This window comes from Paenibacillus sp. JJ1683 (assembly GCF_053006485.1).
The window spans coordinates 2267474-2293177 of the sequence record NZ_CM129820.1 but is presented as its reverse complement, the minus strand read 5'-3'; the positions used below and the strand labels follow the sequence as shown (position 1 = coordinate 2293177).

The following is a 25704-nucleotide window of genomic DNA, read 5'->3' as shown; positions in this document are numbered from 1 at the left end:
CTCCCGATCCTTAATTTATATAGCAATACCCACGCAAAAAGCCTATTTCTACGGAAATATGGCTATCGTAACTGTAGCATCCGCCTATTAGACTGTCAATTTGTTACAAAATGCCCACGCTCAAAATAAAACGGTGACTATAGTCATACTTAAAATTAATAGTAGAGCCATATGAATCAAAAATAGGGATTTACAAATTTCATTTGCGTGCTTACGTCATTTTGTCGATTAGGTAGAACTAAATTCGATTGTTACCCAAATTGTTGTGAACACTTTGTAAATTTTTCAGACCTTTATGTTTTTATAAGGTGTTTTTAAGGTAATTTTAAGAAACGGGCACTACAATAAAGCCATGAAATAACTCAGGTGAGGTGATTTTTGTGAGAACATTAATTACATTTCAAAACAAACGTATTCCCGTATACTTCAATCAAGAAAATAAGCAACCGGTACAAAAAACCTTAAAACTTCTAAGTAATACTTTGGAGAACAAAATCTCCAGTGGCAAGCGTGCCCTTCAAAAATGTCTTAACTCTTTGATCAGTATAGAGATTGTCGGTTGTGAAGCCATCCTGCATAGCGTTAGTGAAAATGATTCATTGGCATTGTCCCTCTATTAAGAGGGACTTTTTTTTGTTTGCATTAGACACAAAAAAGAGAGGGGCATTTCAGCACCCTCTCCAAATCAGCGGTTATGAAACATGCTACATGTGACTTACCGCAGCCTATGCATTTGATCAGACTCTATTTATAGTATTCTGCGATAACCTTTTTTACCGCCTCGTTCCTTTTTCTGCGCCTTCTCAATTCGTATTCTAAACAGTTCTAGTAAATTAGCGCGTGTATGTTCTTCCCGGCAGTTGTCCAGCTTTTTTAAGATAAAACGGTCAATGGACATATGACTCAGGCTCCTTTACAGCAAGCTGCCCCTGCTTTTCAAGGGGATGATCCGGCTATCCATTTTTAACCATTCCACCTGTTGTTTAAACACGTACGCTTTGACTAGGATAAAGCAGACGGGATTACATACCCTTTAAATAGGGTAAATACATAAAGTTTCGAAAGTTTTATCAGTTTAGCCTGGAAGCTACGGATAAGGAGCGAGCAAAAACCATGAGTAAGCACATAATGACCAAAATAAGCTGGAACCTTTTATGTATGTTCTTCATCCTAACTATGCTGGCTGCATGCAGCAGGGAGAAAGCCTCAACTCGAAGTATGGCCCAACACGAAGCTGAAGCACGTGCCTATACCGTGACAGGTAATCCGAACCAAGCTGCATCATCCCTTGATGAACGAGCTGCCAACGATGCACCTGTCCATCAGCAAGGTAGCAGCTATGTCGAAATATCAGGTGACGTAAGTATAGATAAAAATACAGTGAAGGTTACAGGGCATTCCAATCTGCCGGCTGGAGCACGGATCAAAGGGAATCTTGCAGTCAAAAACTCTCTGTTAACCGGATATACGGACGAGACAACTATTCAAAAGGACGGAAGTTTTGTACTCCAAGTGCACCGACCTGGTATACAGGGCAGTATGGATCTGACTGTTCTGTTCCGTCCAGATGACCAAGACAAAGAAATACGAATTCTGTATGGTAGTGGTGGCAACAAATTAGAAGGCCCTTATGTATATCAATACGAAGAAAACGAACAACTTTTGCAAGAAATTCGGATAGGTGCTGAGTTTGATCCTGAACAAGACCGCCATGTCCCTCTAATTAAGCCTGTCTGGAACAAACCAAAGGACTACGGTAATCCTCAAGTGTGGATTAAGCCCGATGTGAGGCAAAAAGGAAATTATTATCACGTATATGCGCGCAGCAATTTGCTCGAGGGTTCGGACGTCAAGCTCACAATTGATTTTCCGGGACGATGGCAGTTTGGCTACGATGATCAAACCAAGGTCATGCCTGATGGTTCCTTCAGCATGAGGGTCAAAAAGCCGAGCCTTGCTAACCGCTACACCCTGGTCATAAGTTTCGAGCCGAACGAAGATATGTGGATCAACGCCAAACAGGCTTACGGTACAAAAGGAGAGCGTCTTGCGGGATCATTAGTTAAATCCGCAGACGACAAAAAGGGCTCCAAACGGATTGAAGCCCGTGTCCAAATTCAACCCAAATCGTACTAGGCAGCCAAAGGAATCCTATATCATCTAGCTGTTATGGCTGTATCGTGACCGGCGTCCCTATACTTACCTTCTCTTGAAGCTCCAGTACATCCTTATTATGCATTCGAATGCAGCCATGTGACACCAACTTGCCAATGGACCATGGCTCATTGGTGCCGTGAATGCCATAATGCGGCTTGGACAGCCCCATCCAGAACGCTCCGAAAGGACCGCCCGGATTGGGCTGTTTGTTAATAATCGTAAATTGCCCATGCGGTGTTTGTGTAGCCACCTTCCCAATACCGACTGGATAACTAAGAACGATCTGACTTCCATCTTTTAAATATAGACGACGATCCGATAAATCCACCACAATACTGTAGTTCGGCATATGTTCACCCCTCTACACCATATGCCGACTACCACATAGATTTTCTTAAATTTCTACAAATGATGTTTCATGACAGCTCGCCTTACCACTCCACATCACGTCGCCAACCACCTCGCTGATCCCTGCGGCCCGGAGTTGTACTTGGACGGCTATCTTTTCTACGTCGGTCTGCTTCCTTGCGTGCCTGATATTCCAGTTCCCGCTGCATCTTGCGATAATTGTTCACTCTGGATTCAGATAATTCCCCTCTTTGGATAGCTTCCTCCACCGCACATCCAGCTTCTCCCTTATGCTTGCAATCGGCAAAACGGCATTGCTGAGCTGTTTCCATAATATCAGCAAAGGTATGAGCTACACCCGTGGAATCATCCCATAGATTAAGCTCGCGCATACCGGGTGTATCGAGCAGAACGGCTTGCTTTGCAATGGGAAAAAGCTGTCGGTGTGTGGTTGTATGCCTGCCTCGGCTGTCTTCCTCCCTCACATCCTGTGTCAGTTGAACTTCAGCCCCGGATAGCCAGTTCACTATTGTGGATTTGCCACTACCGGAAGAGCCAGTCAAAGCAACCGTACACCCAGGCTCAAGGAACGCCTCCAGCTGCTCTCTGCCTTCGTTCTGCAAAGCAGAAATTACGATAACGGGTACTCCAGGAGCAACTCCTTCCGCTTCTGCAACCCGCTGTTCGACATCTTCACAAAGGTCACTCTTACTCAACACGACAACCGGGTTTACTCCGCTATTCCAGGCCATGATTAAGTACCGTTCTAATCTGCGCATATTAAAATCATGATTCAGCGCATTAACAAGGAAAAGCGTATCTACATTGGTCGCGATCAGTTGCTCCTTCGTCTCAAAGCCTGCGGCCTGTCTAGATATTTGGCTTTTGCGTGGCAAGAGAGCATGGATTACTGCATCCGATACTTCGTCCGACGTGGTGATGGCCACCCAATCCCCTACAGCCGGCATTTCCGCCGGGTCAACAATAGCATGTCTTAGCTTACCTGAAGCGGCTCCCCAGCGTTCCCCATCCATCGTAATAAGCTTCACCTTTTGTCCATAATCGGCAATCAAGCGGGCAGGGCGTATCTGCGTGTTTCCTGCTCGTTCCTCATAGTTTTGCTTCCATTGGTCCCACAAACCGTTCCAGTAATCAGACCAACCGTATTCATGTATACTCATTATTTTCCTCCTGAGATCATGTTTAATTTTTTTTGGTGTTACTCAATAGGTGTACATTTTTCTCTCCGCAAGCAAACAACGCAAAAAATCCGCAGGGAAACCCCTGCGGAATGTATACAGCTCAAGCGATGTGATCCGTTCGTTCACTTATGCAAGCAGTCTTACACGGACTACTTTCGAAACCAACAACCGGATAACAAAACACTTGACCATAAAAAAATCCGCAGGGAATCACTCCCTGCGGATTTCGTTGGTTCTACTGTCCAACCAACTGCTGAGCTAAGACTATAGATCTAACAGTCTTTAGCCGTGCATCGTCCGTGCGGGAGACAAGTCATTCTGCTGCTGAACCCATTCACTCATGTTCGTACGCATATAACATCGCCTCCTCCTAAAATTTCCTTTATCATACAAGTCCATCAATTGTCTGTCAAGGCTGATTCTAAACATTTTAAACTATTTCAAGTTTTGTTTAACGTACCTGATCCCATCGTGTCCACATTTCACGCGGGTTCAATTCGTACATTTCTCGCTCCCTGTACATAAACTGATGCATGATCAACTCACGCCGAATCGTCGCAAAATCCTCATGGTATTGCTTGATCCACTCGTTTAGTTCACGTTCAGGATAGATGCGCCCTGGCTCCAGCTTTTCGGCGAGCATCTGAAGTACGATCAATTTTTTCTTATACTGGGCAGGAATTTGACGCAACTTGCCGTCCTTGGCAAAAAAATTGCGTAAAACCGTTGCTTCCAGCGTTTCATTCAATTCGGACATATCTTCCTCTTCCTCTCCTTTTTCAAAAATAAAACGCACTGTCGCCTCGGCATGCTGCCGAATCAGCTCTGGGTTCAGTGTAAAATACACTGTGTTTTTATCACGGCGTTCCTTAATCAACCCGACCTCTCGGAGTTTGGAAGCATGATGCGTAACCGTAGGCTGTGACAGATTTAGCTTTTTCGCCAAAGCTTGACCATGCATCTCACCACGAGATAAAAGGAGTAATATTCGCATACGCGTTGGGTCCGCAAGTGCTTTATGATAATTGACCATTTTATCTAGTTGCACCGTAACTGCACCTCTTTTCATTACTACAGATTTGCTATGCAAGCAAATTCGTTTAATCTAAATAGATAATTATCTAATTATATGTTTTTCAAATGTGTCTGTCAATTCTCCCTTCCATCATCTCTTTCTGAAAACGGCTGGATATTGTGCACACATTACGGTAGGATTATTATTTGAAAACTTCTCACACACTGAGCTATTTGCATCAATTCTGAGATCCGTTTGACGAAATAAACTAATACAACTGGAGGTTCATCCAAATGCACGACGTAATCATTATCGGTGGCGGACCTTGCGGACTATCCGCTGCAATCGAATGCAGCCGCAGAGGTTTGCGTACGATCATTATTGAAAAAAGCAACATCGTTCACTCCATTTTTCTGTATCCAACAAATATGCAGTTTTTTAGCACCGCCGAACTATTGGAAATCGGTGATGTTCCGTTCAGCACTCCCAATGACAAGCCTTTTCGTCATGAAGCACTTGCGTACTATCGCAAAGTAGCCTCACATTATAACCTGGACATTCAGCATTATGAGGAAGCTCAATCCATTCAGCGGCAGGAAGACGGTACATTTACCGTACATACTCTAAGCAAACGGGAAATAACCAAGAGCTATTCTTCACGCTATGTCGTCGTGGCTACGGGATATTTTGATCATCCGAACTATTTGGGCATTCCCGGGGAACAATTGGATAAAGTCACTCACTATTTCAGCGAAGCCCACCCCTATACAGGAACCCGGGTCGCAGTCATCGGCGGTAGTAACTCTGCGGTAGATGCTGCAATGGAATTGGTGCGGGTCGGGGCTACGATTGATATGGTTTATCGTCGTAATGAGTTGTCTCCATATATCAAACCGTGGGTTCGTCCATTGTTCGACAGTATGGTACAAAAAGGGAAGATCACGCTGCACTTAGGCGCACGCATTACTGAAATTCATCCAGACCATGTCATCGTCACTCCGATGAACACAGAAGCATTCCAGCTCGAAAATGATTTTGTACTGGCACTGACTGGATTTCACCCAGAGCGAAAACTACTGGAGTCTGTCGGCGTCCACATGGCTGAAGATCTGGACAAACCCGAATTTAATCCTGCCACGATGGAAACTAACATCCCAGGTATATATGTCGCCGGAGTTATCGCTTCAGGCAGCAATGCCAATGAAGTGTTTATCGAAACAGGTCGCTGGCACGGGCGTCAAATCGCCGAACATATCCAAAGTTAAACGATCGAAGGAGAACAACTGAAATGGATTACAGCTCAATTATCCTACTGGTACTGGCTGGCCTTGGAATTATCAGTGGCAACTCAACCGTGACGATTGCTATGGTAGTACTACTACTGCTGCGGGTAACCAGCTTTCATACTGCTTTCCCCTGGCTTGAAAAGTATGGCTTGACGATCGGAATTATTATTTTGACGATTGGGGTCATGACCCCGCTAGCCAGCGGTAAAATCAGCATCAATCAGGTGACAGAGTCCTTCCTGCACTGGAAGTCCCTGCTCGCGATTGGTATCGGAATTCTGGTAGCCTACCTTGGCGGCCGCGGAGTAACTTTGATGTCCGGACAGCCTATTATTGTGACAGGTCTACTGATCGGGACCGTCATTGGCGTTGCCTTCTTTAAAGGGGTTCCTGTTGGACCTCTGATTGCTGCCGGGCTGCTCTCCTTATTAATCGGTCGCTCCTAAATTTCTAGACACAGGATTGAAAAGAGCCGTTCAACAAATATACAAATGAATGATGGCAATCTGCATATCTGGCTGAATTCAGTCCCGCTTTGTGTTATACTCAAATCGCATAATTTGGTAAATGCAGGAGGCTTGACCGATGTCTCGACAATTTGTAACGGAAGCTGTAATGGTGGCTATATATGGCCAGTTGCTTACATCTCCCGCCCCTGTGGAATATATAGTGCCTTACACATCACTGCTAGAGCTGTACGAATTCCAGGACAGTACAGAGCCTCTCATGGATAACCCTATGGATGATCAACATGTGAAGCGAAAGGTAAGTGAGCTGATCAGTTATTTTGAAGAACCGTTGAATCAGAAAAAAATTCGGCGTGCCCTTCAGATGCCTTGGGCGAAAAGCTTGCCAATCCTATTCGATGCCAATACATCACTCATTGTCATTAATGCTGTTGATACGGCGCATTACGGAGAATATTTTGATCCGATTGAAACCGAACTGGTGTTGACAGCTCAGCGTGAAGCATTACCCATCCTGACTGATCAACTGGACTGGATTCACCGCATTATCGAAGCTTCCGTACCTGTACATGTGTACGATATTGATGATTTTGATTTTGCAGTCGATGGTCCGATGTTTAACAACCCTTAACAATGCGGCATCCTGCCCTAACCACAATAAAGCGGCGGAGTATCATGTGCAGGTTCATCCCCTGCCACACGATACTCCGCCGCTTTTCATGTCCATAAACCATTACTGGCATGCTATTTTTAACGTAGAGGCATTAAGCTTGTTCATCCTTTTCATAGGTGTAAATAATGTCGTCATGTTCCTCCAAATACTTAACTTCCAGATGATGGCCCTTCAGATACCAGTAATCCTGGTCCTCCATATAAAACGTAATGCCAGCCGCTTCATGCTGTAATGCAGGGTGCTGCGGAGGCTCTACGGCAATTCCCAGAGAAAAGCCTGGATGCAACCCACCGCCGGAACTATAGCGAACAAAAAAACGGATGGAATCTCCACGATTCAAACCGAGCTCCTTAATGTACCACTGTGCCGCAGGTTCAGTTACCTGTATGCTCATGCGTTATGCTCATCTCCTTGTACAATGACGTCCTGTTAACTATATCATAGCATCTTTTGGAATAACGACCAACCGTCTCTCCCCATGCGGCTTCCTGGACAAGTCATATACATTTTTTTGAAAAAGGTTTGACAATTCGTAAAAAAGGGTGTTAAGATTCAACCATACGAGATCCATTTTGAAATTTATTACCAATTTGAACGATAACTCATGTAAGAATAACCCCATTTTGAGGAAGAAAGGAGTGTTTCCGGTGCTAAAATTTATGATTGTATTTCACCCACATCTACAAACAAAACAACTTCATACCGGAGCATCTCCCCTGTCGCATCCTTTAGAATTGGGCCATTTCTGTTGTATGGTTTAATACGAGTGGCTGCCTGCGTTTGAGCAGTTTTTCAGTGGTGAGTGTGCTGAAAATACCTGCGCGCCATATGATATTGAGATTTAAGGCATATCGTCTGCGGACGGTATGCCTTTTTTGCGCCTGTTGCCGAATCGTACTTGTGGCAACAAGCCGCTGTTGTTTCTTCAAAATGGTACACAACTCTCGAATGAACTTGACATGAAAGGATGGGATTCCTCTTGTTCTCAGTACTCAAAAATTTAGGCTGGTTTTTTAAAAGAGAACGAAGCCGATACGCCATTGGATTGTTTTTGCTGATTGCGGTTGGCGTTTTAGAGCTTGCTCCACCTCGGCTGCTAGGCAGCGCCATTGATGAGATTGTACGCGGTTCGATTTCCTGGTCCTCGCTTTGGCGTTATATTTTGTACATCATAGGCATTCTTGCCGTCATCTACTACATTACGTACATATGGATGCACAAGCTGTTTGGTGGTGCTAATCTGGTGGAGCGCCTATTGCGCACACGTTTTATGAATCATCTGCTGCGGATGACCCCTCCATTTTTTGAACGCAATCGTACAGGCGATCTGATGGCTCGTGCCACGAATGATCTTCGGTCTGTCGCAAGTACAGCAGGCTTCGGTATGTTGACATTAACGGACTCCACTGTCTACCTTACCGTTGTATTGGTTGCCATGGGCACCCTGATTAGCTGGAAGCTAACACTGGCGGCCATTCTGCCCCTTCCTTTTATTGCGCTGGCCATGAGTATTTACGGTAAAGCCGTACATGAGCGTTACACACTGGCACAAGATGCATTTGGCGATATGAACGATCAGGTGCTGGAGTCGGTGGCTGGTATCCGTGTCATTCGGGCTTATGTGCAAGAACGAATGGACGAAAAACGTTTTGCCGATATTACTGAGGATGTGTTTCGTAAAAACTTGGCAGTGGCCCGAATGGATGCTCTCTTTGAACCAACAATCCGTTTATGTGTAGGACTTAGTTACGTTATCGGACTCGGGTATGGTATTTATCTGGTATTTCATAACGATATCACGCTAGGCGAACTGGTATCCTTTAACATGTATCTAGGAATGATGATTTGGCCGATGTTTGCCATTGGCGAACTGATTAACATTATGCAGCGCGGTAGCGCTTCCCTGGACCGGGTCAATGAAACTCTCGATGTCCAGCCAGACGTTCAGGATGTAGCCCAACCTGTTCCAGTGGATCATCCCGAATCCATCACTATGAAAGACGTGACTTTTCGTTATCCTACCTCCACGGTTGACAATCTGTCACATGTGAATCTGGAGCTCAAACGTGGAGAAACACTAGGTGTCGTCGGTCGAACAGGCAGTGGAAAATCCACTTTGCTCAAACAGCTATTGCATGAATATCCGACTGGCAGTGGTGATATTTTAATCTCCGGCACTCGGCTGGAGGACATTGCAGCGGAACAATTACACAGCTGGATTGGCTACGTGCCGCAAGAACAAATTTTGTTCTCCAAATCGGTGCGCGAGAACATTCAGTTCGGAAAGCCTGGGGCCGATGATGATTACATCATGGAAGCGATTCGTACGGCCGCCTTTGATCAGGATCTGGGAACTCTGTCCGATGGACTGGATACATTGGTCGGAGAAAAAGGCATCGCCCTGTCCGGCGGTCAGAAGCAGCGTGTTTCGCTTGCGCGCGCCTTTATTGGTGATCCGGATATTCTAGTACTCGACGATGCACTATCAGCAGTAGATGCCCGCACCGAAGCACGTATTATTGACAATATCCGTCATAAACGCTCGGGTAAAACAACCTTGATCTCCACCCACCGTCTATCGGCTGTAGAGCATGCAGACCGGATCGTCGTGCTGGAGCAAGGACGTATTATTGAGGAAGGAACCCACAATGAGCTGCTTCAAGCTGACGGATGGTACCGACAACAATATGAACGGCAACAAGTGGAATCTGATCTGACCTCAGGGGAGGTATCCTAATGAAACCCAATATCGGCAAAAGGTTGTTCCAGTATGCACTGACGAGCAAAGCGGGTTTTATTGCCGCTCTCATCGCCCTGGCTATTGGAGTAGCCGCTGAGCTGGCCGGTCCCTTCATCGCCAAAACGATGATTGACGACCACATGCTCGCTATTGAAAAACCATTTTATGAAACGACTAGTGTGGACGGCACTATAAGTTATGCTGGAACCCATTTTAAACGTGAAGATCGCTTTAAGGCCGGGGAGACCAAAGGGCGCGAAGCGAGGATTTTACAAGTCGGCAGATCTTTTGTATTTGTCGATGGTTCCGTCCAGGTAGCGGATGGTAACCGATCCTTTACGAACGGTACGCTGACCGTGACACGCGGCTCCGACACCTTTCATTATAAAGCTAAGGCTCTAACGGCTGATGAGCTGTATAGCTTTTACAAACCGGAAATGCCCGGCATTTTTCAGCTGATTGGGTGGTATTGCTTCTTTTTAGTCGTTTCGATTTTTGCCGAGTTCGGCAAAACATACTGGCTGCAATCCTCGGCGAACAAAGTCATTCAGAAGCTTCGGCTTGATCTCTATGCACACATTCAGCGCTTGCCAGTTTACTTTTTTGATAACTTACCCGCAGGCAAGGTCGTATCCCGTGTTACGAATGACACGGAGGCAGTCAAAGATTTGTTTGTGGCTGTACTCTCAAACTTCACTTCAGGGATTGTAACGATGGCAGGGGTATATGTAGCACTCTTTCTACTGGATTTCAGACTGGGTCTTATCTCTCTATTTATTGTACCGTTGCTGATCTTATGGATTGTATTGTACCGCAAGGTTGCAACCCGCTATAACACGATCATCCGATCCAGGCTCAGCGAGATTAATGCGATTATTAATGAATCCATTCAGGGGATGTCCATTATTCGTGTATTCAGGCATCAGAAACAAACACAGCAAGAGTTTGAAGAGTTAAATGATGACTATATGAAGCATCAGAATAAAATGCTGAATTTGAACGCTTTTACTTCGCACAATTTGGTCAACGTGTTGAGAAACCTCGCTTTCGCTGTCGTGTTGTGGTATTTTGGATCTGCGGCGCTTGGCACTACAGGTAGTGCGATATCACTAGGGGTATTGTATGCCTTCGTCGATGTGCTGGGTCGATTGTTCCAACCTATAACGGGGATGGTCAACCAGCTCGCCGTACTGGATACTTCCATCGTATCCTCAGGACGCGTATTTGAATTGATGGACGAAACTGGAGAGCCGGTGACAGATGGTACGATGCCGCGTTACAAAGGCCAGGTAGAATTTAATGATGTTTCCTTTGCCTACAAAAAGGATGATGTGCTTAAGCATATTTCCTTTACAGCACAGCCCGGCCAAACGGTTGCTCTTGTCGGGCATACCGGATCAGGTAAGAGCTCAATTATCAACCTGCTATTCCGGTTCTATGATCCGCAAAAAGGAACGATCACCATTGACGGAACGCCTGTCAAAAGTATTCCTAAGCAATGGCTTCGCCATCATATGGGTATTGTGCTTCAAGACCCATATTTGTTCACAGGTACGGTAGCCTCTAATGTCAGTCTCGGAGATAGTAGAATTACGAGAGAGCAGGTGAATAAAGCGCTGCATGACGTTGGAGCCGACAAACTGCTAGCCCATTTGCCCCAAGGATTTGATGAGCCTGTTATTGAAAAAGGCAGCACCTTATCCGCCGGGCAACGTCAGCTTATTTCTTTCGCTCGCGCGTTAGCCTTTGATCCGGCCATTTTAATTCTGGATGAAGCTACCGCCAATATTGATACCGAAACGGAAGCGCTCATCCAATCTGCTCTTGAAGTGCTCAAAAAGGGACGTACGACCTTTATCATTGCCCACCGTTTGTCCACCATTCGTAGTGCAGACCAAATTTTGGTGCTGCATCGGGGTGAAATTGTTGAACGGGGTAGCCATGACGAGCTTATGGCCCAAGGCCGCCGTTACTTCCAAATGTATCAACTTCAGTCAGGAACGGTTGCAGCAGAATCTGCGTCTTCCTCAGCTACACCTTCTGCGCAAAATGACTTGCTTACAGGTAAAGTCGCATTTAAAGCTTAAATAATACTAGAGCCTGGGGCTAACAATTAATATTTAGCATGAAAAAGCCAGCGGTCTCCATTCATATTGGGGACTCGCTGGCTTTATTTTATATATGACATATCTTGTCGTTTTATTTAGCTACAGACGTGCCTGTTCCGGTAGGCGGAAGCACGGTTCCATCGACTGCTTTGAGCGTAACCTTATACTTACTGTCTACCAATGTACTGGTATGGGTATCCGTAATGACTTGAATGTTCATTTCACCCGGTTTTGGACTCGTCAGCTTGTAGTAAATGACTGCATTCGTTTCATCTACGTAGTCGATGTGATCCACTTCAATGCCGTAACCCGGATTAGGCGCCTGCAGACGAGTGATGGTCACTTTGTTCTGCTGGTCATTCGCCTTCTCTATGCTCATGCTAATATTGGTTTGTTGATCTGAATCTACAGGCTCAGCTGGATTTTCCGGAGTGACTTGCACCGGTTTATGATTTTGTACAAACTCGGATGCATGATAGACCATTTCTGCTGCCTCCATCCGCGTTACTTTACGATCCGGGTTAAAGTTACTCTTTTCATCCAATGTTGCAATTTTGGTCAACAAAAGAAATTGAACTGCTTCGTTCGACTCTTGGTCTAATTTTTTGCCATCTGCTACGTTAATAAGCATACGGACCGTTGGATATTCCCCCGTTGCACTCACTGCTTTATACAGAATATTCGCGAATTGCTCCCTAGTCATGCGGGTACTTGGATCAATATCCGGTGACAGAGGGATTTGGTGCTGGACTGCAATCCGATAGGAATCGGCATACCATGCGGAAGTCGGAATGTTTGCAAAGGAGCCCGTTGTAAAATCAGGCATAACCTGAAGATCCATCGCCCGAACAACCAAGTGTACTCCTTGTGCATACGTGAGCGTTTGATCCGGTGCAAACTTATCCTTGGTTATCCCTTGAATAATTCCTTTGTTCTGAAGTGAACTTACGATCTTCTCCTGCTCAGCTCCCTTTATATCACGAAAAGCAGAAGCCGACGTAGCCACAGCCAATGAACAGACGACAAGCAGCGCAGCTGCCACGCTTTTATTTTTGATCATGAGATACACCTCCATGTTTACTTTGCTTCTATACTTACGGACGCAATAAAACCATCAAATGTTTCAAATATGCACAAATTGGTTGCAAAACATTGGAATACCCTGCGATTAGTGTAACCCGTCTTGCTCTTTTCTGCTCACCATCTCCATGCAAACCCAAAAGTGTCTATGATAGTTTTCCTTTTACAGCGCCTTTTAGAGAAAAGAGCTGATTCGCAGTAATTTTAGCTAGCAAAAGCAGCAGTGTACCTAACAAAAATACCCACTTGTGGTAGCTTACATCCGGTTAGGGGCTTTCAGTCCAAGAATTCGCAGTGTACTTGCCAGCATATCTGCAGTCTGTTCCGCCAACTGAATGCGCCACTGTCCACCATCGACAATCCTTTCCTTAGCGTAAAAACGGTTGAACGCCTGTGCTGTATCCAATGCAAATCTAGCAATAACCGAAGGTTCCAGTTGCTGAGCAGCACGTATCAGCTGCCCGTGATAGCGATCCAACTGCTTAAGCAAGGTCCAGCCTGCGTCACCCAGCATTTCATCCGAAACGATATTCCATTCAGGAGAATGCCCTTCTTGACCAAGGACGTTGTCACTGGAATTAGAATCAACCTCAGCGCGAGCGCGAGCTTTCTCCAGAAGACTGCGTATACGCGCATGGGTATACTGCACATAAGGGCCAGTCTCACCTTCGAAGGTCAATGCCTCCTCCAACGAAAAATCCACTTCATTCAGACGGTTATTTTTTAAATCGCCAAAAATAACCGCGCCGATGCCGACGTCTTCAGCTATTGCCTCTTGTTCCAGCAAATTGGGATTCTTCTCCGTAATAATGGCTTGAGCACGCGCTACAGCTTCATCCAGCACTTCCTCCAGTTTCACCACCTTGCCGCGTCTTGTGGACATTTTTTTGCCTGCAAACCGCATTAAACCAAACGGTACATGCTCACATTGCTCTGCCCATGCCTCCCCTGCATGCTTGAGCACCGCAAATACCTGTTGGAAATGTAACTTCTGTTCCCCGCCAACGACATACAGCAGCCGATCAGCCTTCATCACTTCATGACGATAAATCGCTGTTGCCAGATCACGGGTGGGATAAATGGTAGTCCCATCCTTCTTCAAAATAAGACACGGCGGCAGCTGCTCGTCTTCCAGACGAACCACAAGGGCTCCATCACTTTCCTCCAGCAATCCTTTTGCTCTTAATTGGGCAACAACTGCCTGCATTTTATCATTGTAAAAGCTTTCCCCCAACACATGGTCAAACGAAATGTTAAGGCGTTGGTACATACGATCAAATTCACCCAGACTGACTTCAACAAAAAACTCCCATAGTTGTTGAGCCTCAGTATCCCCGTGCTCCAAACGTCGGAACCACTCGCGGCCTTCATCCTCCAAAGACGGGTCATGCTCAGCCTCCTGATGAAAACGGACATATAGCTTCAATGATTCCCCGATCGGATCCTGTTGTAGCTGCTCTTCATTACCCCATCTTTTATAGGCCGCAATTTGCTTGCCAAATTGTGTTCCCCAATCCCCTAGATGATTCACACTAATCGGTACATATCCGGTTTCACCAAGTATGCGATACAAGGCGGCACCGATAACAGTAGAGCGAAGATGACCGATACCAAATGGTTTCGCAATATTGGGCGAGGACATATCAATTACTACTCGCTGTCCATGCCCAATATTGGGCTTGAGAAACTCAGTCTTGCTCAATTCAGCTAGCATCGGTGGAATATGAACAGATCGATCCAATGTAATATTTACATAGGCACCCGATGCTGTAGCGGTTAGACCCGCTTCATGGCTTACTAGCTCTGCCAATTCCATTGCAATATGCTGTGGAGACTTTCGAAATTTCTTAGCCAGCACAAAACAGGGAAACGCCACATCTCCCCATTCAGGCTGCGGAGGCACCTCGAATAAAGATAAAACTTCTTTCTCCTCCAAGCCCGTATGAGCTAAAATAGCTTGGGTAGCAATCATCAACAACATGTTCCTCTCTCCTTCTTTTTATAGGATCTAACAAAAAAAAGCCCTCGCCTCTTGATATAATCAAGAGACGAGAACTTCGATATCCCCGCGGTACCACTCTTTGTAAATCGGTTGTGTGGATAAAGCTAGCTTACACAAATCGCGATTTCACTCCATTGACAAATAACGGTGTCAGCCGGGTTGATCTACTAGAAGTTCTTATCGTTGGATCAACCGTCTCCCGGGTGCGCTTCACATCGGATTTCATACCGGCTTCCACCTCTTCCGGCTCGCTGTAATGATACGGTTCCGTTGCTACTCTCCCGTTCCTTGACGTTAATTCCCACCATTATACAAACCTATTTAGTAGAAAGCAACCTTTTATTCCCTCTTCAGGGACTAGTTCTGTATATGTAATTACACTGCCACCAATTGGCGACAAGCCTCAACACAATGACGGCAGGCCTCTGCACAATGTTTGCAATGATTATGGGAATGCTTGCTGCATTCAGCAGCACATACCTCACAGGCTTTGGCGCATAGCTCACAGATTTCCTCGGCAAAATCCGTTCCGCGCTGCAACATTTGAGCAGCAAACCCACATATCTCTGCGCATTCCCTACTCACTCGAATACATTCACGCAGCATAGCTAAATCATATTCCTTCAAACTTGCTACATAGCATACATTGCAAGCGTTCATACATTCCAGGCAAGCATCCACGCATTTTTGGTATGAATGATTCATAATACATTACCTCCCAGTTGTTGATCCTGCTGTACTATTACCCGCTGAGCCTTGAAATTAATCAATTGATGTTCGCGCTTTCAACAAAATAAACCCAGAAAATCCCGACTTATGTAAGGAAGTGTACTATATTCCAAGGTGCAAGCGCAAGGATATTAATCACATAACTTTTTATCCCTCGTTTCTGACTTGCATCCAGTCGGTCATTCCTCTATTGTAAAAAAAGAATATGCTTAACCATGAATCAAGGAGTGAAGATTGTAATGAACATAACATCTGTAGAGGAGCACCGACGGGAGTCTCCGCAGCAGGTTAACTGCATGGTCGTGACCGTCTCTGATACACGAACCATGGAAACCGATACTGGGGGCCGACTGCTCAAGGAACTACTAGAAACGAATGGGTATAAGGTTGTTCGATATGTTATCGTCAAAGACGACTATGAGGGTATCCGGCAGTTGGTAACCGAAGCTGCAGCACATGAGGACATCGAGGCTGTACTTTTAACAGGTGGTACTGGCATTTCTCCGCGTGATACTACATATGAAGCCATCTCCTCTTTACTGGATAAGGAACTACCTGGCTTTGGTGAAATCTTCCGTTACTTAAGCTTTGCTGAAGACATTGGATCAGCAGCTATATTAAGCCGGGCTGTAGCGGGTACTGTGGGCCAGACAGCTGTGTTTTCTATGCCTGGCTCCCGCGGAGCCGTTCGTTTGGCAATGGAACGCATTATTGTCCCTGAACTGCGACATGTGATGAGAGAAATTTATAAATAAGCTCCTATTCCACACATGCGCCGACACAAAAAGGCACCCCATATTTGAATGAGGTGCCTTTTCACATTATTCTTTTTCTTCAACTTCGGGCTGCATGTAGCTATCAATCAGCCTTTGCTTCAGCTCCCATACCTTCTCGCTAAGATTAACACGATAAATTTCAGGATTCAGCTTCCGCAAATATTCTGGCCAAAACAGTTTCAACTGTGAAGCATGATAGGCACGAATTTCATCCAGTTCGGGAAGCTCGTATACCTTCTGTCCATTTATAAAAATAGGTTCAAGCATCGGTACAGCTTCGTAATTTTCAACATACTTCTTCATATATGGATGCAAAGGGTTAAACAGCTTCAGGCGCTTACCATTGCGCGGACGTTCTTCATCCGGGAAAGAAATGTAATCAGCTACAGCTCTCCCTTTCTTCTTATCCACAATGCGGTATACATCCTTTTTGCCTGGTGTAGATACTTTTTCCGGGTTACCCGAGATCTTAATCGTCGGCAGCATTTCACCGTCTACTTCCCGCTCAACCAGCTTGTACACTCCGCCTAATGAAGGTTGATCTGAAGCCGTAATCAGCTGTGTTCCTACACCCCATACATCAATACGTGCACCTTGGGCTTTTAGATTGAAAATCGTATTTTCATCCAAATCGTTGGAAGCAACAATTTGTACGTAATCCAAACCTTCGGCATCCAGCATTTCCCGGGCCTGAATAGATAGATAAGCCAAATCACCGCTATCCAAACGGATGGCATTCATACGCTTGCCTTGACTCTCCAGCATCTTTGCTGTCCGAATCGCATGAGGAACACCGCTCTCCAGCGTGTCAAAGGTATCTACCAGCAATGTAACCTGATCTGGCAAAACCTTCGCATACACGTCAAACGCCTCTTGCTCCGTCATAAAGGTTTGTACCCATGAATGGGCATGTGTTCCTTTTGTCGGAATCCCAAAATGTTCGCCTGCCAGCATATTAGAAGTCGCATCGAAACCTGCAACATAAGCTGCACGCGCTCCCCAAATGGCTGCATCTGCCTCCTGCGCACGCCGTGTACCAAATTCGAGCAGTGTATCGTCACTGGCCACCTGCTTGATACGCGATGCTTTTGTCGCAATGAGTGTCTGGTAATTCATAAAATTCAACAACGCCGTCTCGACAAGCTGCGTTTCCATAATTGTTCCTTCAACACGGACCAGAGGCTCATTTGGAAAAACAAGCGCCCCTTCTTTCATCGAATGGACCGTTCCGCCAAACTTAAACTGGCGCAATGCCTCCATGAACATGGGATCGTACTTTTCCTCCTGCTCTGACAGATAGCGAATGTCCTCTTCTGTAAACCGCAAATTTGAGATGTAATTCACAATGCGTTCCAGACCAGCGAACACGGCATATCCATTACCGAAAGGGAGCTTACGAAAATACGCCTCGAACACAGCTTTACGTTGGTGACTTCCGTTCACCCAATGGGCGTACATCATATTAATCTGATATTTATCTGTATGTAATGCGAGGCTCGTTGACTTCATCGTATCATCCTCTCTGACTGTCCCTGGTCCCTGGCTTGGTGACGGCATACCGTCTTATCTGCCCAGATTCAGCAATATCCGACTCCATTTTGTTATCGGACATTGGTGCACAATCATTCAGTTATTTTACTTCTTCTGGCGCAAAAGCGTATCTTCAGCCGACCACACCGTGGCTCCAAGACTTCCCTCAAAATGGCCCAAAGCCCAGTCATGTCCCGCCTGATTAAAGCTCGCCACAGCGTCCTTATATACGGTAATAGCAAAACCTTTGTTATAAGCATCTACAGCCGTATGCAGCACACAAATATCTGTACACACACCAATCAGATGTACTTCCAGAATCCCGCGTTCGCGCAACCTGAGTTCCAGATCTGTACCAGCAAAAGCACTGTACCGTGTTTTATCCAACCAGTAGATACGATCACTTTGTAGCTCATATAGGCTATGAAGCTTACCATACAATTGTCGTCCATCGGTTCCACGTATATTATGTGGAGGAAACAGCTTACTCTCCGGGTGATAAGGGTCATTCTCCTCATGTAAATCAACAGCCATGACAACAAAGTCCCCTTGCTCTACATAGGCTTGCGTGATGGCTGTGATCCGTTCATCCAGCTCAATCGCAGGTTGTCCCACAGGCAAACTACCGTCCACAAAATCTTTCGTGTAATCAATAACAATCAGTGCCTTCATCGTACAGTCAGCTCCTTATCATCAAAGTGAGATTGCACGCTCTATGCGTAACCTATCCCAATAAACGTTACGTATAGATAGATAAACGCGGTACTCTATCACTAAAGCGATATAACTGGGCCGGTCTTTGTGAATATTGATTGGAACTCAGCGGTTTACCATTCTCATCCCGAACCTCTTCCAGTATTCCCTGTCTGCTACGAGTCGATGTTATTTTGCGAATAAAATTCGGCTCTTCGAAATCCGGTACGACGCTCTGAATCACCTGATACAATTCACCCAGTGTAAAATGTGGCGGTAAAAACTGCTTGGCTATCGTTGTCTGAAGCATCTGCAACTGAATCTTGCGATAAGCATCGACTATGATATCCCGGTGATCGAACGCCAGCTCCAATTCCTCCAACGCTTCTCTGATCGTAAATAACCCGACCTCAGAAGCATCATCAGCCGCCTGCCGTTGCTCTAGCATCCATTCTTCTACCAGCGCAAAAAAAGCATGCGATATGATCCACCCGCGCGGATCACGGCCTGGTCCACTATATACGCCCAAATACTCCAGATGCCCGCCGTCTACACCGGTTTCCTCTAACAGTTCCCGCTTGGCCGCTCCATATATGGATTCATCTTCTTGACAAAACCCTCCAGGCAACGCCCAGCGTCCCGCAAACGGCCAACTCCGGCGCTTGATGAGCATCACTTTCAGCTCACGAATCGGCAATGTCTTTGTTACCGTCTTGCGCTCACGCTTCGTTAAAGTAAACATTACGATATCCGCCGGAGCACCATCCGGGGTACGGTATTTCTTAATGTTATAAGACGCCTTCTGCGCCTCTTCGTTTATACGATTGCTATCCATTGGCATCACCATATTATATCGTTTTGATAAATTCATTATGACATAATAAAAATTTTTGTCAAGCGTTAGGCCTTGCCTGAGTCACTTGCTTGTTGACGCAACACTCGGAACGTTGCTGTAGCTGTACAACCGAGTGTACCTTCGCTATCCCTTACTTCTGCCTCGGTGGTTATAGTGCGGCCTCCCTGATGAATAATCCGTGCTTTAACCTCCAGTCGTCCTTGTCCCATGGCTGACAAGAAATGAACATTCAGGTTCGTTGTTACACATGGATCCATATTTCTTGAAGCCATACTGACCATCCCCATCGCCTGATCCATCAATGAAGTGAGCACCCCCCCATGTACAATCCCCATCACATTGGTATGATGTTGTTTGGCCTCCAAAGCGATATGTGCCTCGTTAGCGTCAGCTGTGATCAGCTCACATCCTAAATACTCCCAAAAGGTATTATCTTCACCCTCTAGCATCTTACGCAACTTATCCATTCCCTCTCTTCCATCCCTTCTATGCTGTCGCAATTCTCTTGATGTCCCATGAACATATACGATGACTAATTGCTTCCGAAAAAAAGGCGTGGAAGCTAAGCCTCCACACCACAAATCTTATTCTAGTCACTGCAATTAGAGGAGGAAGTGACCTTCCCCTCTTCTACGTTCACCTTTTCAGCAACCGTATCACGGATGGCCGTGATCACCATTTGCAGTAGCTCATTAATTTCCACCTGGCTCTGCTGAAACTCTGTTACAATTGGAATACCGTCAAGCTCTTCCTGTAGCTCCTGAAGTTCAGAATCTATTTTAGCAATCATTTTTTGATTCTTTAAAGATTCAAATGCTACAATTTCCTTTTGCTTCTTCTTCATCGTTGCAATCAGTTGCTGGATGCGCTCATGGTCCTGAATCTTTTCTTCTGCTTTCCGGAACACCTGTACTTCCTCACTGCTGCCCAGAATACCCGCCAACTCTTTGGCCTTTGCCAATATCATATCGCGATTGACCAAATGATCATGCTGGCGCGCCGCCGATTGAAGTTCTGTTTGTTGCAACCGCTCCTCTGTCATTGTCTATCGCTCCTTTTCTCACTTAGATGGTCTTGCACGCAGCCTTTTATTCAAACCGCATGCAGCCCGCTAGACTATTCTTTTTATCCGTTAACCGCTACTGGCGTTTGAACCAAGTCACCTTTAATGTAGAAGGTCATAGGTTCTGTAATTTTAACTTGGACAAAGGAACCAATCAGATCCTTCGATCCTTCAAAATGAACAAGCTTATTGGAACGAGTCCGACCAGCAAGCACGTTGCTGTCATTTTTGCTCTCGCCTTCCACCAGCACTTCCACCACTTCGCCACGCAATCGACTATTAAAGCGAAGGCTGTTTTGATTCACAGCAATGTTCAGACGCCGGAGACGCTCTTTTTTTACCGACATAGGCACATTATCTTCCATCGAAGCCGCTGGTGTGCCTTCACGTGGTGAATAAATAAATGTGTAGGCAAAGTCATAGCCCACTTCACGCACCAAAGATAGAGTATCTTCGAACTGTTCGTCTGTTTCACCCGGGAAACCGACGATAATATCCGTTGTCAGAGAAGCATGCGGAACAGCTGCTTTTATCTTCGCGGCCAGTTCCAGAACACGCTCACGAGTATATTTTCGGTTCATTTTCTTCAATATATCCGTATTACCGGATTGTACAGGCAAATGAATATGCTCCACCAGATTGCCACCCTTACCAAGGACTTCAACCAAATGGTCGTCAAAATCACGCGGATGAGAGGTCGTAAAACGTACACGCGGAATATTGATTTTGCGCATATCATCCATCAGATCTCCGAATCTGTAATTCATATCCTTCAAATCCTTGCCATAGGCATTGACATTCTGACCCAACAAGGTAATTTCTTTAAATCCTTGACGGGCCAAATCCCGTACCTCAGCAATAACATCCTCTGGTCTGCGACTTCTTTCCTTACCACGTGTGAAGGGAACGATGCAATAGGTGCAAAACTTATCACAGCCGTACATGATGTTTACCCAAGCCCGCATACCCTCGCGCTTCTTCGGCAGGTTTTCGATAATGTCGCCCTCCTTGGACCACACTTCGACCACCATTTCTTTGCTAAAGAGTGCTTCCTTAACGAGCTGAGGCAAACGGTGAATATTATGGGTACCAAAGATCATATCGACAAAACCGTGTTTTTGCATAATGCGGTTCACGACATTCTCTTCCTGCGACATGCAGCCACACACACCGAGCAAAAGTCCTGGCTTTTCTGTTTTGAGATGCTTGAGGTGACCCAGCTCACCAAACACTTTATCTTCCGCATTTTCACGGATAGCGCAGGTGTTCAGTAAAATGATGTCTGCTTCCTTCCGATCCTCGGTTGCCTGGTAGCCCATTTGCTCCAGCAAACCTTTGATTGTTTCGGAATCATGCTCATTCATCTGGCAACCGAATGTATATACAATATAATGCTTGCCCTCACCGATATGCTTTAGCTCATCCGGGACTGCGTTATCATACAATACCTGTACGTCCTCTTTACCACGCTGCTTTTCTTTTCTATGGTTCGGCTCCGCCATAATGTTGATTTCACGTCCGCGAATACGAATCTTTTTGCTATGCTCATCTTCAGAAATAATCTTCGCATCCGAGAAATCAAAATATTTGGAGTAATCTTTTGTTTCCTTAGCCATTCGCTGGTCACTCCTTACACCATCTATTTCACGAGCTAATTTGTGATTTACTGTATCTTTAGGCAGTTGGTTATTTTATTTTATGCTCCAAAAAAACCTTTGAAAAAGGCATTACACTAAATTATAGCATGATTTATAGGTCATAGCCATAGATCATCCCCGGATACGAATCAGATGCAGTGTGATGCACAAAGTTTTTTATGTATATAGGTGAGCATTGGTGTATTTATAGCATATAAAAAAAGCCCGACTCTTTTGCAAGAATCGGACTTTTACAACTTGTGTATTCAATACGTGTATTAGTCTACGATTTCAGCAGTGTCACCGTTTTTCACACCGGCTCCGTTCGCTTCATCCGTGTCAATATGCATATCCAAAGCAAAAGAATCGGACACACGTGCAAGAACATTTTCAAATACAAGGCCACGTTCGCCGCCAACACGTACTTTCAGCAACTGCTTGTCCTTAATGTCCCATTTAGCTGCATCGGATGTATGGAAATGGATATGGCGGGCTGCTACGATAACGCCTTCTTGCAGTTCCACTTCTCCGGCTGGTCCTTTCACTGTAATTCCTGGTGTACCATCAATGCTACCGGATTCGCGTACAGGTGCCTTTACACCAATAGCAAAGGAATCTGTGCGAGAGATTTCCAGTTGGGAAGCTGGACGAGCTGGTCCCAAAATGCGAACCTTATCAAATTGGCCTTTAGGACCAATTACAGCTACCGTTTCATTTGCGGCAAATTGTCCTGGTTGGGACAAAGGTTTAAATTCAGTCAATTGATAGCCTGCTCCGAACAAGATTTCAATATGCTCTTGAGTCAGGTGAATATGACGGGCGGAAACGCCGACAGGTACGATTTTAGTCATCGTGTGGTCACTCCTTTTTCTCTATACAATACTTTACACATCTATGCTATTATACTCCTATTTCGACAATAAAGAAAAGGATAGCGCATAAAGTTCCCTTTTTCGCCCTAACCAGCCATACATATCGTCCATATAAAACTGGGATCAAACCGTCATTTTTGCAAACAGAAGAAAGAAAAGCATGATCTCAGCTACGATGAGATGAGGAACTACAATAAATATATTCAGAATAAACAGCGCACAGAGGATTCCAGTTAAGAAAAGAATGACTCTGAGACGAGGTTTAAGATGACTCAATCTGTACTGATGGAATACCAGCAAAACTGACAAAAAATAAATAAAAACAGAAGCAAAAGTAAAGCAAAGCACAAAAGTATAGGCTGCTTGCCCTAAAAACAAGAGCTGTATGGAAGCCGCAAGCATGCTAAGAGAAAGATAAATAAACAAATGACCATAGATAATAGTCTGTCCTGCTGTTTGTTTGGATTTGTCTACGCGCTTCTCTATATTCTCAAAATATTGCCACCAGATTGCGATGACCAATACAAATGTCAAAGCAGCAAATACAATGGAAGAGATCGTGAAATGATCGGATTGTAAAACAGAAAGTATACTTATCACTGATTCTCCAAGCAGGATTAAGGTGAACTGTGCAAAACGCTCCAAAAGATGCTCTGTATGGATAGGTGTGATCACCAATTTTTTACGACCGATTAATGGAACGAGGATATCAACCGCAATGCCAATATACAAAATTAAATATCGAACCCACGAGTCGAAGAAAAGGGAGAAGCTAGAGATTACGATCCCAACCCAAAGATAGGTTCCAAAAAAACGAGCTGTTTCCTGTTTATGAGCCGTTTCCTTGGGGGCCAAAAGCAAATATTGAACGACAGTCAAACCTCTTAAGCCAATATAGCCAACAAAAAAAGATACATAATACGCATCAAAATCTATATTAAGACTAGCAGTCATGATTAACACAAAAAATAATTGCAAAATCATAAAAATTCGATGCATTATACTGTCTTGACCAAAACGATTGTTATAGACTGTTTGCCCCACCCATGCCCACCAGATCGGAATAAAAATCAAAATAAACTTCTCTAAATTATGCCAACCAACACTACCATGCTCAACATGTAGTAAAACATGAGTCGCCTTGGAGACAGCTGCTACAAACAATAAATCATAAAAGAGTTCAAGCCAGGTAACCTTTTTTATCAGCATTATGTAACGGAGCTCCCCTCTAGTATGGCGGTATAGCATGGTGCTTTCAGGCTCGCTTCTACGTATGCCCAATTTCGGAAAGCGTTATTTTAGCACCATGCAATCCTCGGATGCTCCAATTATTTCGTAATCGTTCTCGCTTTGTCAAGAAAATGCTCAGCCGAAAATAACTGCGATATTAAGCTATTTAGGACAACATTTTAGATGGCAGATTTGTTCTTAAATAGTCCAGTGCATGTTCTCCAAGCCATCCCTTGACCAGCTCCTCAGAGTAATGTTTCAGCAGTAGTTCTGCAAAAGCCGGATATTTCCCCGCGTGCTCCAGTCCTCTCACATGGGCCTCGATACCGTCAAAATCAGAGCCGAACATCAAATGTCTTTCGCCACCCAATGAACAAATGTGCTCAATGTGCGGTAACAGATCCTCAGCGTGTACTGTACCCTGCTCTTTCAGAAACATCGTGACAAAGGTCAACCCAATTCGTCCGTTACGGGCAATCAGTGCCCGAATCTGTTCGTCCCGCAAGTTACGGGGATGAGCACATCTCGCAAAGGCGTTCGAATGCGAAGCGATGGGCGGTAAGGCCGCCTCCTCCATCACTTCCCAAAAGCCTTGTAAGGACAAGTGTGATACATCTAGCAGCAGTCCCAGACTATTACACCGATTGACCAAATCACGTCCCTTGCGGGTTAGACCACCACCTCTAAGCTCCATAATGCCATCAGCTGCCCAATTTGCATAATTCCACGTCAGCCCGATCAACCGTATTCCCAATGCATAGCACACATCCGCATAAAACGGGTTTCCTTCCAGCGCATCTACCCCTTCAAGTGAGAGTAAAGCCCAAGGTGACTCTGCATGATTCGTTCCATTACCATCCCAACTCCTTATCTTTCCAGCTTGCTTTTCCACGTCTGTCTGGTGTACTTGCTCCATTTGACGTGCAGCGGACATATTTTTAAGTGCTACCAATTCCTCTCTCCATAGCAAAGGTTTTAACCCGCCTGAGGTAGAAGTCACATGCTGCCTGAACAGTTCAATTTGACGAACCACATGCTCAAATTTTGGCGTACCCAATACCTGTGAAATATATATAGCGAACGTTTGCAACTTTACGTTGCCTTCTAGCAAACGCTCTTTTGTGACATCAAGCGATGAATGACTGAAATCTACCTGCGAATCGAGTTGCATTTTACATAACACGTCGCAGTGAAGGTCAACAACTGGCCAATTCGCTTCAAACTTATCATTCATGCACTA

General features: G+C 45.2%; 26 protein-coding genes and 1 other annotated feature. Of the genes, 8 read left to right on the top strand and 18 right to left on the bottom strand.

Annotated elements, in window-relative coordinates:
* The first annotated feature begins 380 nt into the window (after positions 1–380).
* On the top strand, positions 381–620 hold the full coding sequence (locus ACUC6J_RS10175) for a hypothetical protein (protein WP_013370782.1): 240 nt from the start codon (positions 381–383) through the stop codon (positions 618–620).
* Positions 621–748: 128 nt separating this feature from the next.
* On the opposite strand, the gene ACUC6J_RS10170 is transcribed toward ACUC6J_RS10175, so the two are convergent.
* The gene (locus ACUC6J_RS10170; RefSeq protein ID WP_016821028.1) at positions 749–898 is read right to left on the bottom strand and encodes a hypothetical protein; all 150 of its coding nucleotides are present in this window, start codon (positions 896–898) and stop codon (positions 749–751) included.
* Positions 899–1113: 215 nt separating this feature from the next.
* Here ACUC6J_RS10170 and ACUC6J_RS10165 point away from each other — a divergent pair, with 215 nt between their 5' ends.
* Complete coding sequence (locus tag ACUC6J_RS10165; RefSeq protein ID WP_447250125.1) at positions 1114–2136, top strand: flagellar motor protein MotB; 1023 nt, start codon at positions 1114–1116, stop codon at positions 2134–2136.
* Between the two features lie 31 nt (positions 2137–2167).
* On the opposite strand, the gene ACUC6J_RS10160 is transcribed toward ACUC6J_RS10165, so the two are convergent.
* From ACUC6J_RS10160 to ACUC6J_RS10150, 3 genes are all read right to left on the bottom strand, one after another.
* Positions 2168–2506, bottom strand: a complete 339-nt coding sequence (locus ACUC6J_RS10160) for a L,D-transpeptidase (RefSeq protein WP_019687026.1) — start codon at positions 2504–2506, stop codon at positions 2168–2170.
* An 82-nt stretch (positions 2507–2588) separates the two neighbouring features.
* Positions 2589–3686 carry a ribosome small subunit-dependent GTPase A gene (rsgA, locus tag ACUC6J_RS10155; RefSeq protein WP_123797112.1) on the bottom strand — a complete coding sequence of 366 codons (1098 nt, stop codon included), beginning with the start codon at positions 3684–3686 and terminating at the stop codon, positions 2589–2591.
* A gap of 472 nt (positions 3687–4158) precedes the next feature.
* Positions 4159–4755: a DUF2087 domain-containing protein gene (locus tag ACUC6J_RS10150; RefSeq protein WP_013370777.1), complete on the bottom strand. Its 597-nt coding sequence runs from the start codon at positions 4753–4755 to the stop codon at positions 4159–4161.
* Positions 4756–5015: 260 nt separating this feature from the next.
* Between ACUC6J_RS10150 and ACUC6J_RS10145 the strand changes: the two genes are divergently transcribed.
* The 3 genes from ACUC6J_RS10145 (at position 5016) to ACUC6J_RS10135 (ending at position 7106) form a co-directional block, all read left to right on the top strand.
* Positions 5016–5987, top strand: coding sequence for a YpdA family putative bacillithiol disulfide reductase (locus tag ACUC6J_RS10145; RefSeq protein WP_016821023.1), 972 nt, complete (start codon positions 5016–5018; stop codon positions 5985–5987).
* Positions 5988–6010: 23 nt separating this feature from the next.
* On the top strand, positions 6011–6454 hold the full coding sequence (locus ACUC6J_RS10140) for a DUF441 domain-containing protein (RefSeq protein ID WP_447250124.1): 444 nt from the start codon (positions 6011–6013) through the stop codon (positions 6452–6454).
* 139 nt (positions 6455–6593) lie between these two features.
* Positions 6594–7106: a hypothetical protein gene (locus ACUC6J_RS10135; RefSeq protein ID WP_013370774.1), complete on the top strand. Its 513-nt coding sequence runs from the start codon at positions 6594–6596 to the stop codon at positions 7104–7106.
* Positions 7107–7239: 133 nt separating this feature from the next.
* Here ACUC6J_RS10135 and ACUC6J_RS10130 read toward each other — a convergent pair whose 3' ends face one another.
* A complete protein-coding gene (locus ACUC6J_RS10130) occupies positions 7240–7542 on the bottom strand; it encodes a HesB/YadR/YfhF family protein (protein ID WP_016821022.1) in 303 nt (100 codons plus the stop codon).
* Between the two features lie 334 nt (positions 7543–7876).
* Positions 7877–8077 carry a hypothetical protein gene (locus ACUC6J_RS10125; RefSeq protein WP_231124967.1) on the bottom strand — a complete coding sequence of 67 codons (201 nt, stop codon included), beginning with the start codon at positions 8075–8077 and terminating at the stop codon, positions 7877–7879.
* Between the two features lie 50 nt (positions 8078–8127).
* Between ACUC6J_RS10125 and ACUC6J_RS10120 the strand changes: the two genes are divergently transcribed.
* Together ACUC6J_RS10120 and ACUC6J_RS10115 are read left to right on the top strand one after the other, a co-directional pair.
* Positions 8128–9885, top strand: a complete 1758-nt coding sequence (locus ACUC6J_RS10120; protein ID WP_025364676.1) for an ABC transporter ATP-binding protein — start codon at positions 8128–8130, stop codon at positions 9883–9885.
* Positions 9885–11975 (top strand): ABC transporter ATP-binding protein, encoded by a 2091-nt coding sequence (locus tag ACUC6J_RS10115; RefSeq protein ID WP_447250123.1) that lies wholly within the window; start codon positions 9885–9887, stop codon positions 11973–11975. The genes ACUC6J_RS10120 and ACUC6J_RS10115 overlap by 1 nt, the downstream gene beginning before the upstream one ends.
* Positions 11976–12087: 112 nt before the next feature.
* Here the strand turns inward: ACUC6J_RS10115 and ACUC6J_RS10110 are convergent, their stop codons facing one another.
* The 3 genes from ACUC6J_RS10110 to ACUC6J_RS10100 all read right to left on the bottom strand — a co-directional run bounded on the left by ACUC6J_RS10110 (position 12088) and on the right by ACUC6J_RS10100 (position 15783).
* Entirely contained in the window at positions 12088–13056 is a 969-nt protein-coding gene (locus tag ACUC6J_RS10110) for an S-layer homology domain-containing protein (protein ID WP_447250122.1), read from the bottom strand.
* A gap of 276 nt (positions 13057–13332) precedes the next feature.
* Positions 13333–15057 (bottom strand): arginine--tRNA ligase, encoded by a 1725-nt coding sequence (gene argS / locus ACUC6J_RS10105; protein WP_031463340.1) that lies wholly within the window; start codon positions 15055–15057, stop codon positions 13333–13335.
* A 60-nt stretch (positions 15058–15117) separates the two neighbouring features.
* Positions 15118–15376 (bottom strand) — a binding site (T-box leader).
* Positions 15377–15453: 77 nt separating this feature from the next.
* Positions 15454–15783, bottom strand: coding sequence for a four-helix bundle copper-binding protein (locus ACUC6J_RS10100; protein WP_016821017.1), 330 nt, complete (start codon positions 15781–15783; stop codon positions 15454–15456).
* Positions 15784–16046: 263 nt separating this feature from the next.
* On the opposite strand from ACUC6J_RS10100, the gene ACUC6J_RS10095 reads away from it, so the two are divergent.
* Positions 16047–16562 carry a MogA/MoaB family molybdenum cofactor biosynthesis protein gene (locus ACUC6J_RS10095; protein WP_016821016.1) on the top strand — a complete coding sequence of 172 codons (516 nt, stop codon included), beginning with the start codon at positions 16047–16049 and terminating at the stop codon, positions 16560–16562.
* Positions 16563–16628: 66 nt separating this feature from the next.
* On the opposite strand, the gene ACUC6J_RS10090 is transcribed toward ACUC6J_RS10095, so the two are convergent.
* From ACUC6J_RS10090 to ACUC6J_RS10050, 9 genes are all read right to left on the bottom strand, one after another.
* Positions 16629–18092, bottom strand: coding sequence for a nicotinate phosphoribosyltransferase (locus tag ACUC6J_RS10090; RefSeq protein ID WP_016821015.1), 1464 nt, complete (start codon positions 18090–18092; stop codon positions 16629–16631).
* A 126-nt stretch (positions 18093–18218) separates the two neighbouring features.
* Positions 18219–18785, bottom strand: a complete 567-nt coding sequence (locus ACUC6J_RS10085) for a cysteine hydrolase family protein (RefSeq protein WP_447250121.1) — start codon at positions 18783–18785, stop codon at positions 18219–18221.
* A 67-nt stretch (positions 18786–18852) separates the two neighbouring features.
* The gene (locus ACUC6J_RS10080) at positions 18853–19641 is read right to left on the bottom strand and encodes an NUDIX domain-containing protein (protein ID WP_013370763.1); all 789 of its coding nucleotides are present in this window, start codon (positions 19639–19641) and stop codon (positions 18853–18855) included.
* Positions 19642–19706: 65 nt separating this feature from the next.
* Positions 19707–20129, bottom strand: coding sequence for a PaaI family thioesterase (locus ACUC6J_RS10075; RefSeq protein WP_016821013.1), 423 nt, complete (start codon positions 20127–20129; stop codon positions 19707–19709).
* Positions 20130–20251: 122 nt separating this feature from the next.
* Positions 20252–20704 (bottom strand): RicAFT regulatory complex protein RicA family protein, encoded by a 453-nt coding sequence (locus ACUC6J_RS10070; protein WP_447250120.1) that lies wholly within the window; start codon positions 20702–20704, stop codon positions 20252–20254.
* A gap of 83 nt (positions 20705–20787) precedes the next feature.
* Positions 20788–22341, bottom strand: a complete 1554-nt coding sequence (gene miaB, locus ACUC6J_RS10065; RefSeq protein WP_019687016.1) for a tRNA (N6-isopentenyl adenosine(37)-C2)-methylthiotransferase MiaB — start codon at positions 22339–22341, stop codon at positions 20788–20790.
* Positions 22342–22640: 299 nt separating this feature from the next.
* Entirely contained in the window at positions 22641–23213 is a 573-nt protein-coding gene (gene pduL, locus ACUC6J_RS10060; protein WP_016821010.1) for a phosphate propanoyltransferase, read from the bottom strand.
* Positions 23214–23357: 144 nt separating this feature from the next.
* Positions 23358–24443, bottom strand: coding sequence for a low temperature requirement protein A (locus ACUC6J_RS10055; protein WP_019687015.1), 1086 nt, complete (start codon positions 24441–24443; stop codon positions 23358–23360).
* A gap of 187 nt (positions 24444–24630) precedes the next feature.
* Positions 24631–25698, bottom strand: coding sequence for a dipeptidase (locus ACUC6J_RS10050; protein WP_123797108.1), 1068 nt, complete (start codon positions 25696–25698; stop codon positions 24631–24633).
* Between the last annotated feature and the right edge of the window lie 6 nt (positions 25699–25704).

Bases quoted from the DNA above. Each gene is read 5' to 3' on its own strand.
- ACUC6J_RS10170 (WP_016821028.1), bottom strand. From the start codon at position 898: ATGTCCATTGACCGTTTTATCTTAAAAAAGCTGGACAACTGCCGGGAA.
- miaB (WP_019687016.1), bottom strand. From the start codon at position 22,341: ATGGCTAAGGAAACAAAAGATTACTCCAAATATTTTGATTTCTCGGAT.
- ACUC6J_RS10130 (WP_016821022.1), bottom strand. From the start codon at position 7,542: ATGAGCATACAGGTAACTGAACCTGCGGCACAGTGGTACATTAAGGAG.
- ACUC6J_RS10085 (WP_447250121.1), bottom strand. From the start codon at position 18,785: ATGAAGGCACTGATTGTTATTGATTACACGAAAGATTTTGTGGACGGT.
- ACUC6J_RS10090 (WP_016821015.1), bottom strand. From the start codon at position 18,092: ATGAAGTCAACGAGCCTCGCATTACATACAGATAAATATCAGATTAAT.
- pduL (WP_016821010.1), bottom strand. From the start codon at position 23,213: ATGACTAAAATCGTACCTGTCGGCGTTTCCGCCCGTCATATTCACCTG.
- ACUC6J_RS10075 (WP_016821013.1), bottom strand. From the start codon at position 20,129: ATGGATAAGTTGCGTAAGATGCTAGAGGGTGAAGATAATACCTTTTGG.
- ACUC6J_RS10115 (WP_447250123.1), top strand. From the start codon at position 9,885: ATGAAACCCAATATCGGCAAAAGGTTGTTCCAGTATGCACTGACGAGC.
- ACUC6J_RS10100 (WP_016821017.1), bottom strand. From the start codon at position 15,783: ATGAATCATTCATACCAAAAATGCGTGGATGCTTGCCTGGAATGTATG.
- ACUC6J_RS10140 (WP_447250124.1), top strand. From the start codon at position 6,011: ATGGATTACAGCTCAATTATCCTACTGGTACTGGCTGGCCTTGGAATT.
- ACUC6J_RS10165 (WP_447250125.1), top strand. From the start codon at position 1,114: ATGAGTAAGCACATAATGACCAAAATAAGCTGGAACCTTTTATGTATG.
- ACUC6J_RS10160 (WP_019687026.1), bottom strand. From the start codon at position 2,506: ATGCCGAACTACAGTATTGTGGTGGATTTATCGGATCGTCGTCTATAT.
- rsgA (WP_123797112.1), bottom strand. From the start codon at position 3,686: ATGAGTATACATGAATACGGTTGGTCTGATTACTGGAACGGTTTGTGG.
- ACUC6J_RS10095 (WP_016821016.1), top strand. From the start codon at position 16,047: ATGAACATAACATCTGTAGAGGAGCACCGACGGGAGTCTCCGCAGCAG.
- ACUC6J_RS10055 (WP_019687015.1), bottom strand. From the start codon at position 24,443: ATGCTGATAAAAAAGGTTACCTGGCTTGAACTCTTTTATGATTTATTG.
- ACUC6J_RS10145 (WP_016821023.1), top strand. From the start codon at position 5,016: ATGCACGACGTAATCATTATCGGTGGCGGACCTTGCGGACTATCCGCT.
- ACUC6J_RS10110 (WP_447250122.1), bottom strand. From the start codon at position 13,056: ATGATCAAAAATAAAAGCGTGGCAGCTGCGCTGCTTGTCGTCTGTTCA.
- argS (WP_031463340.1), bottom strand. From the start codon at position 15,057: ATGTTGTTGATGATTGCTACCCAAGCTATTTTAGCTCATACGGGCTTG.
- ACUC6J_RS10135 (WP_013370774.1), top strand. From the start codon at position 6,594: ATGTCTCGACAATTTGTAACGGAAGCTGTAATGGTGGCTATATATGGC.
- ACUC6J_RS10050 (WP_123797108.1), bottom strand. From the start codon at position 25,698: ATGAATGATAAGTTTGAAGCGAATTGGCCAGTTGTTGACCTTCACTGC.
- ACUC6J_RS10080 (WP_013370763.1), bottom strand. From the start codon at position 19,641: ATGGATAGCAATCGTATAAACGAAGAGGCGCAGAAGGCGTCTTATAAC.
- ACUC6J_RS10070 (WP_447250120.1), bottom strand. From the start codon at position 20,704: ATGACAGAGGAGCGGTTGCAACAAACAGAACTTCAATCGGCGGCGCGC.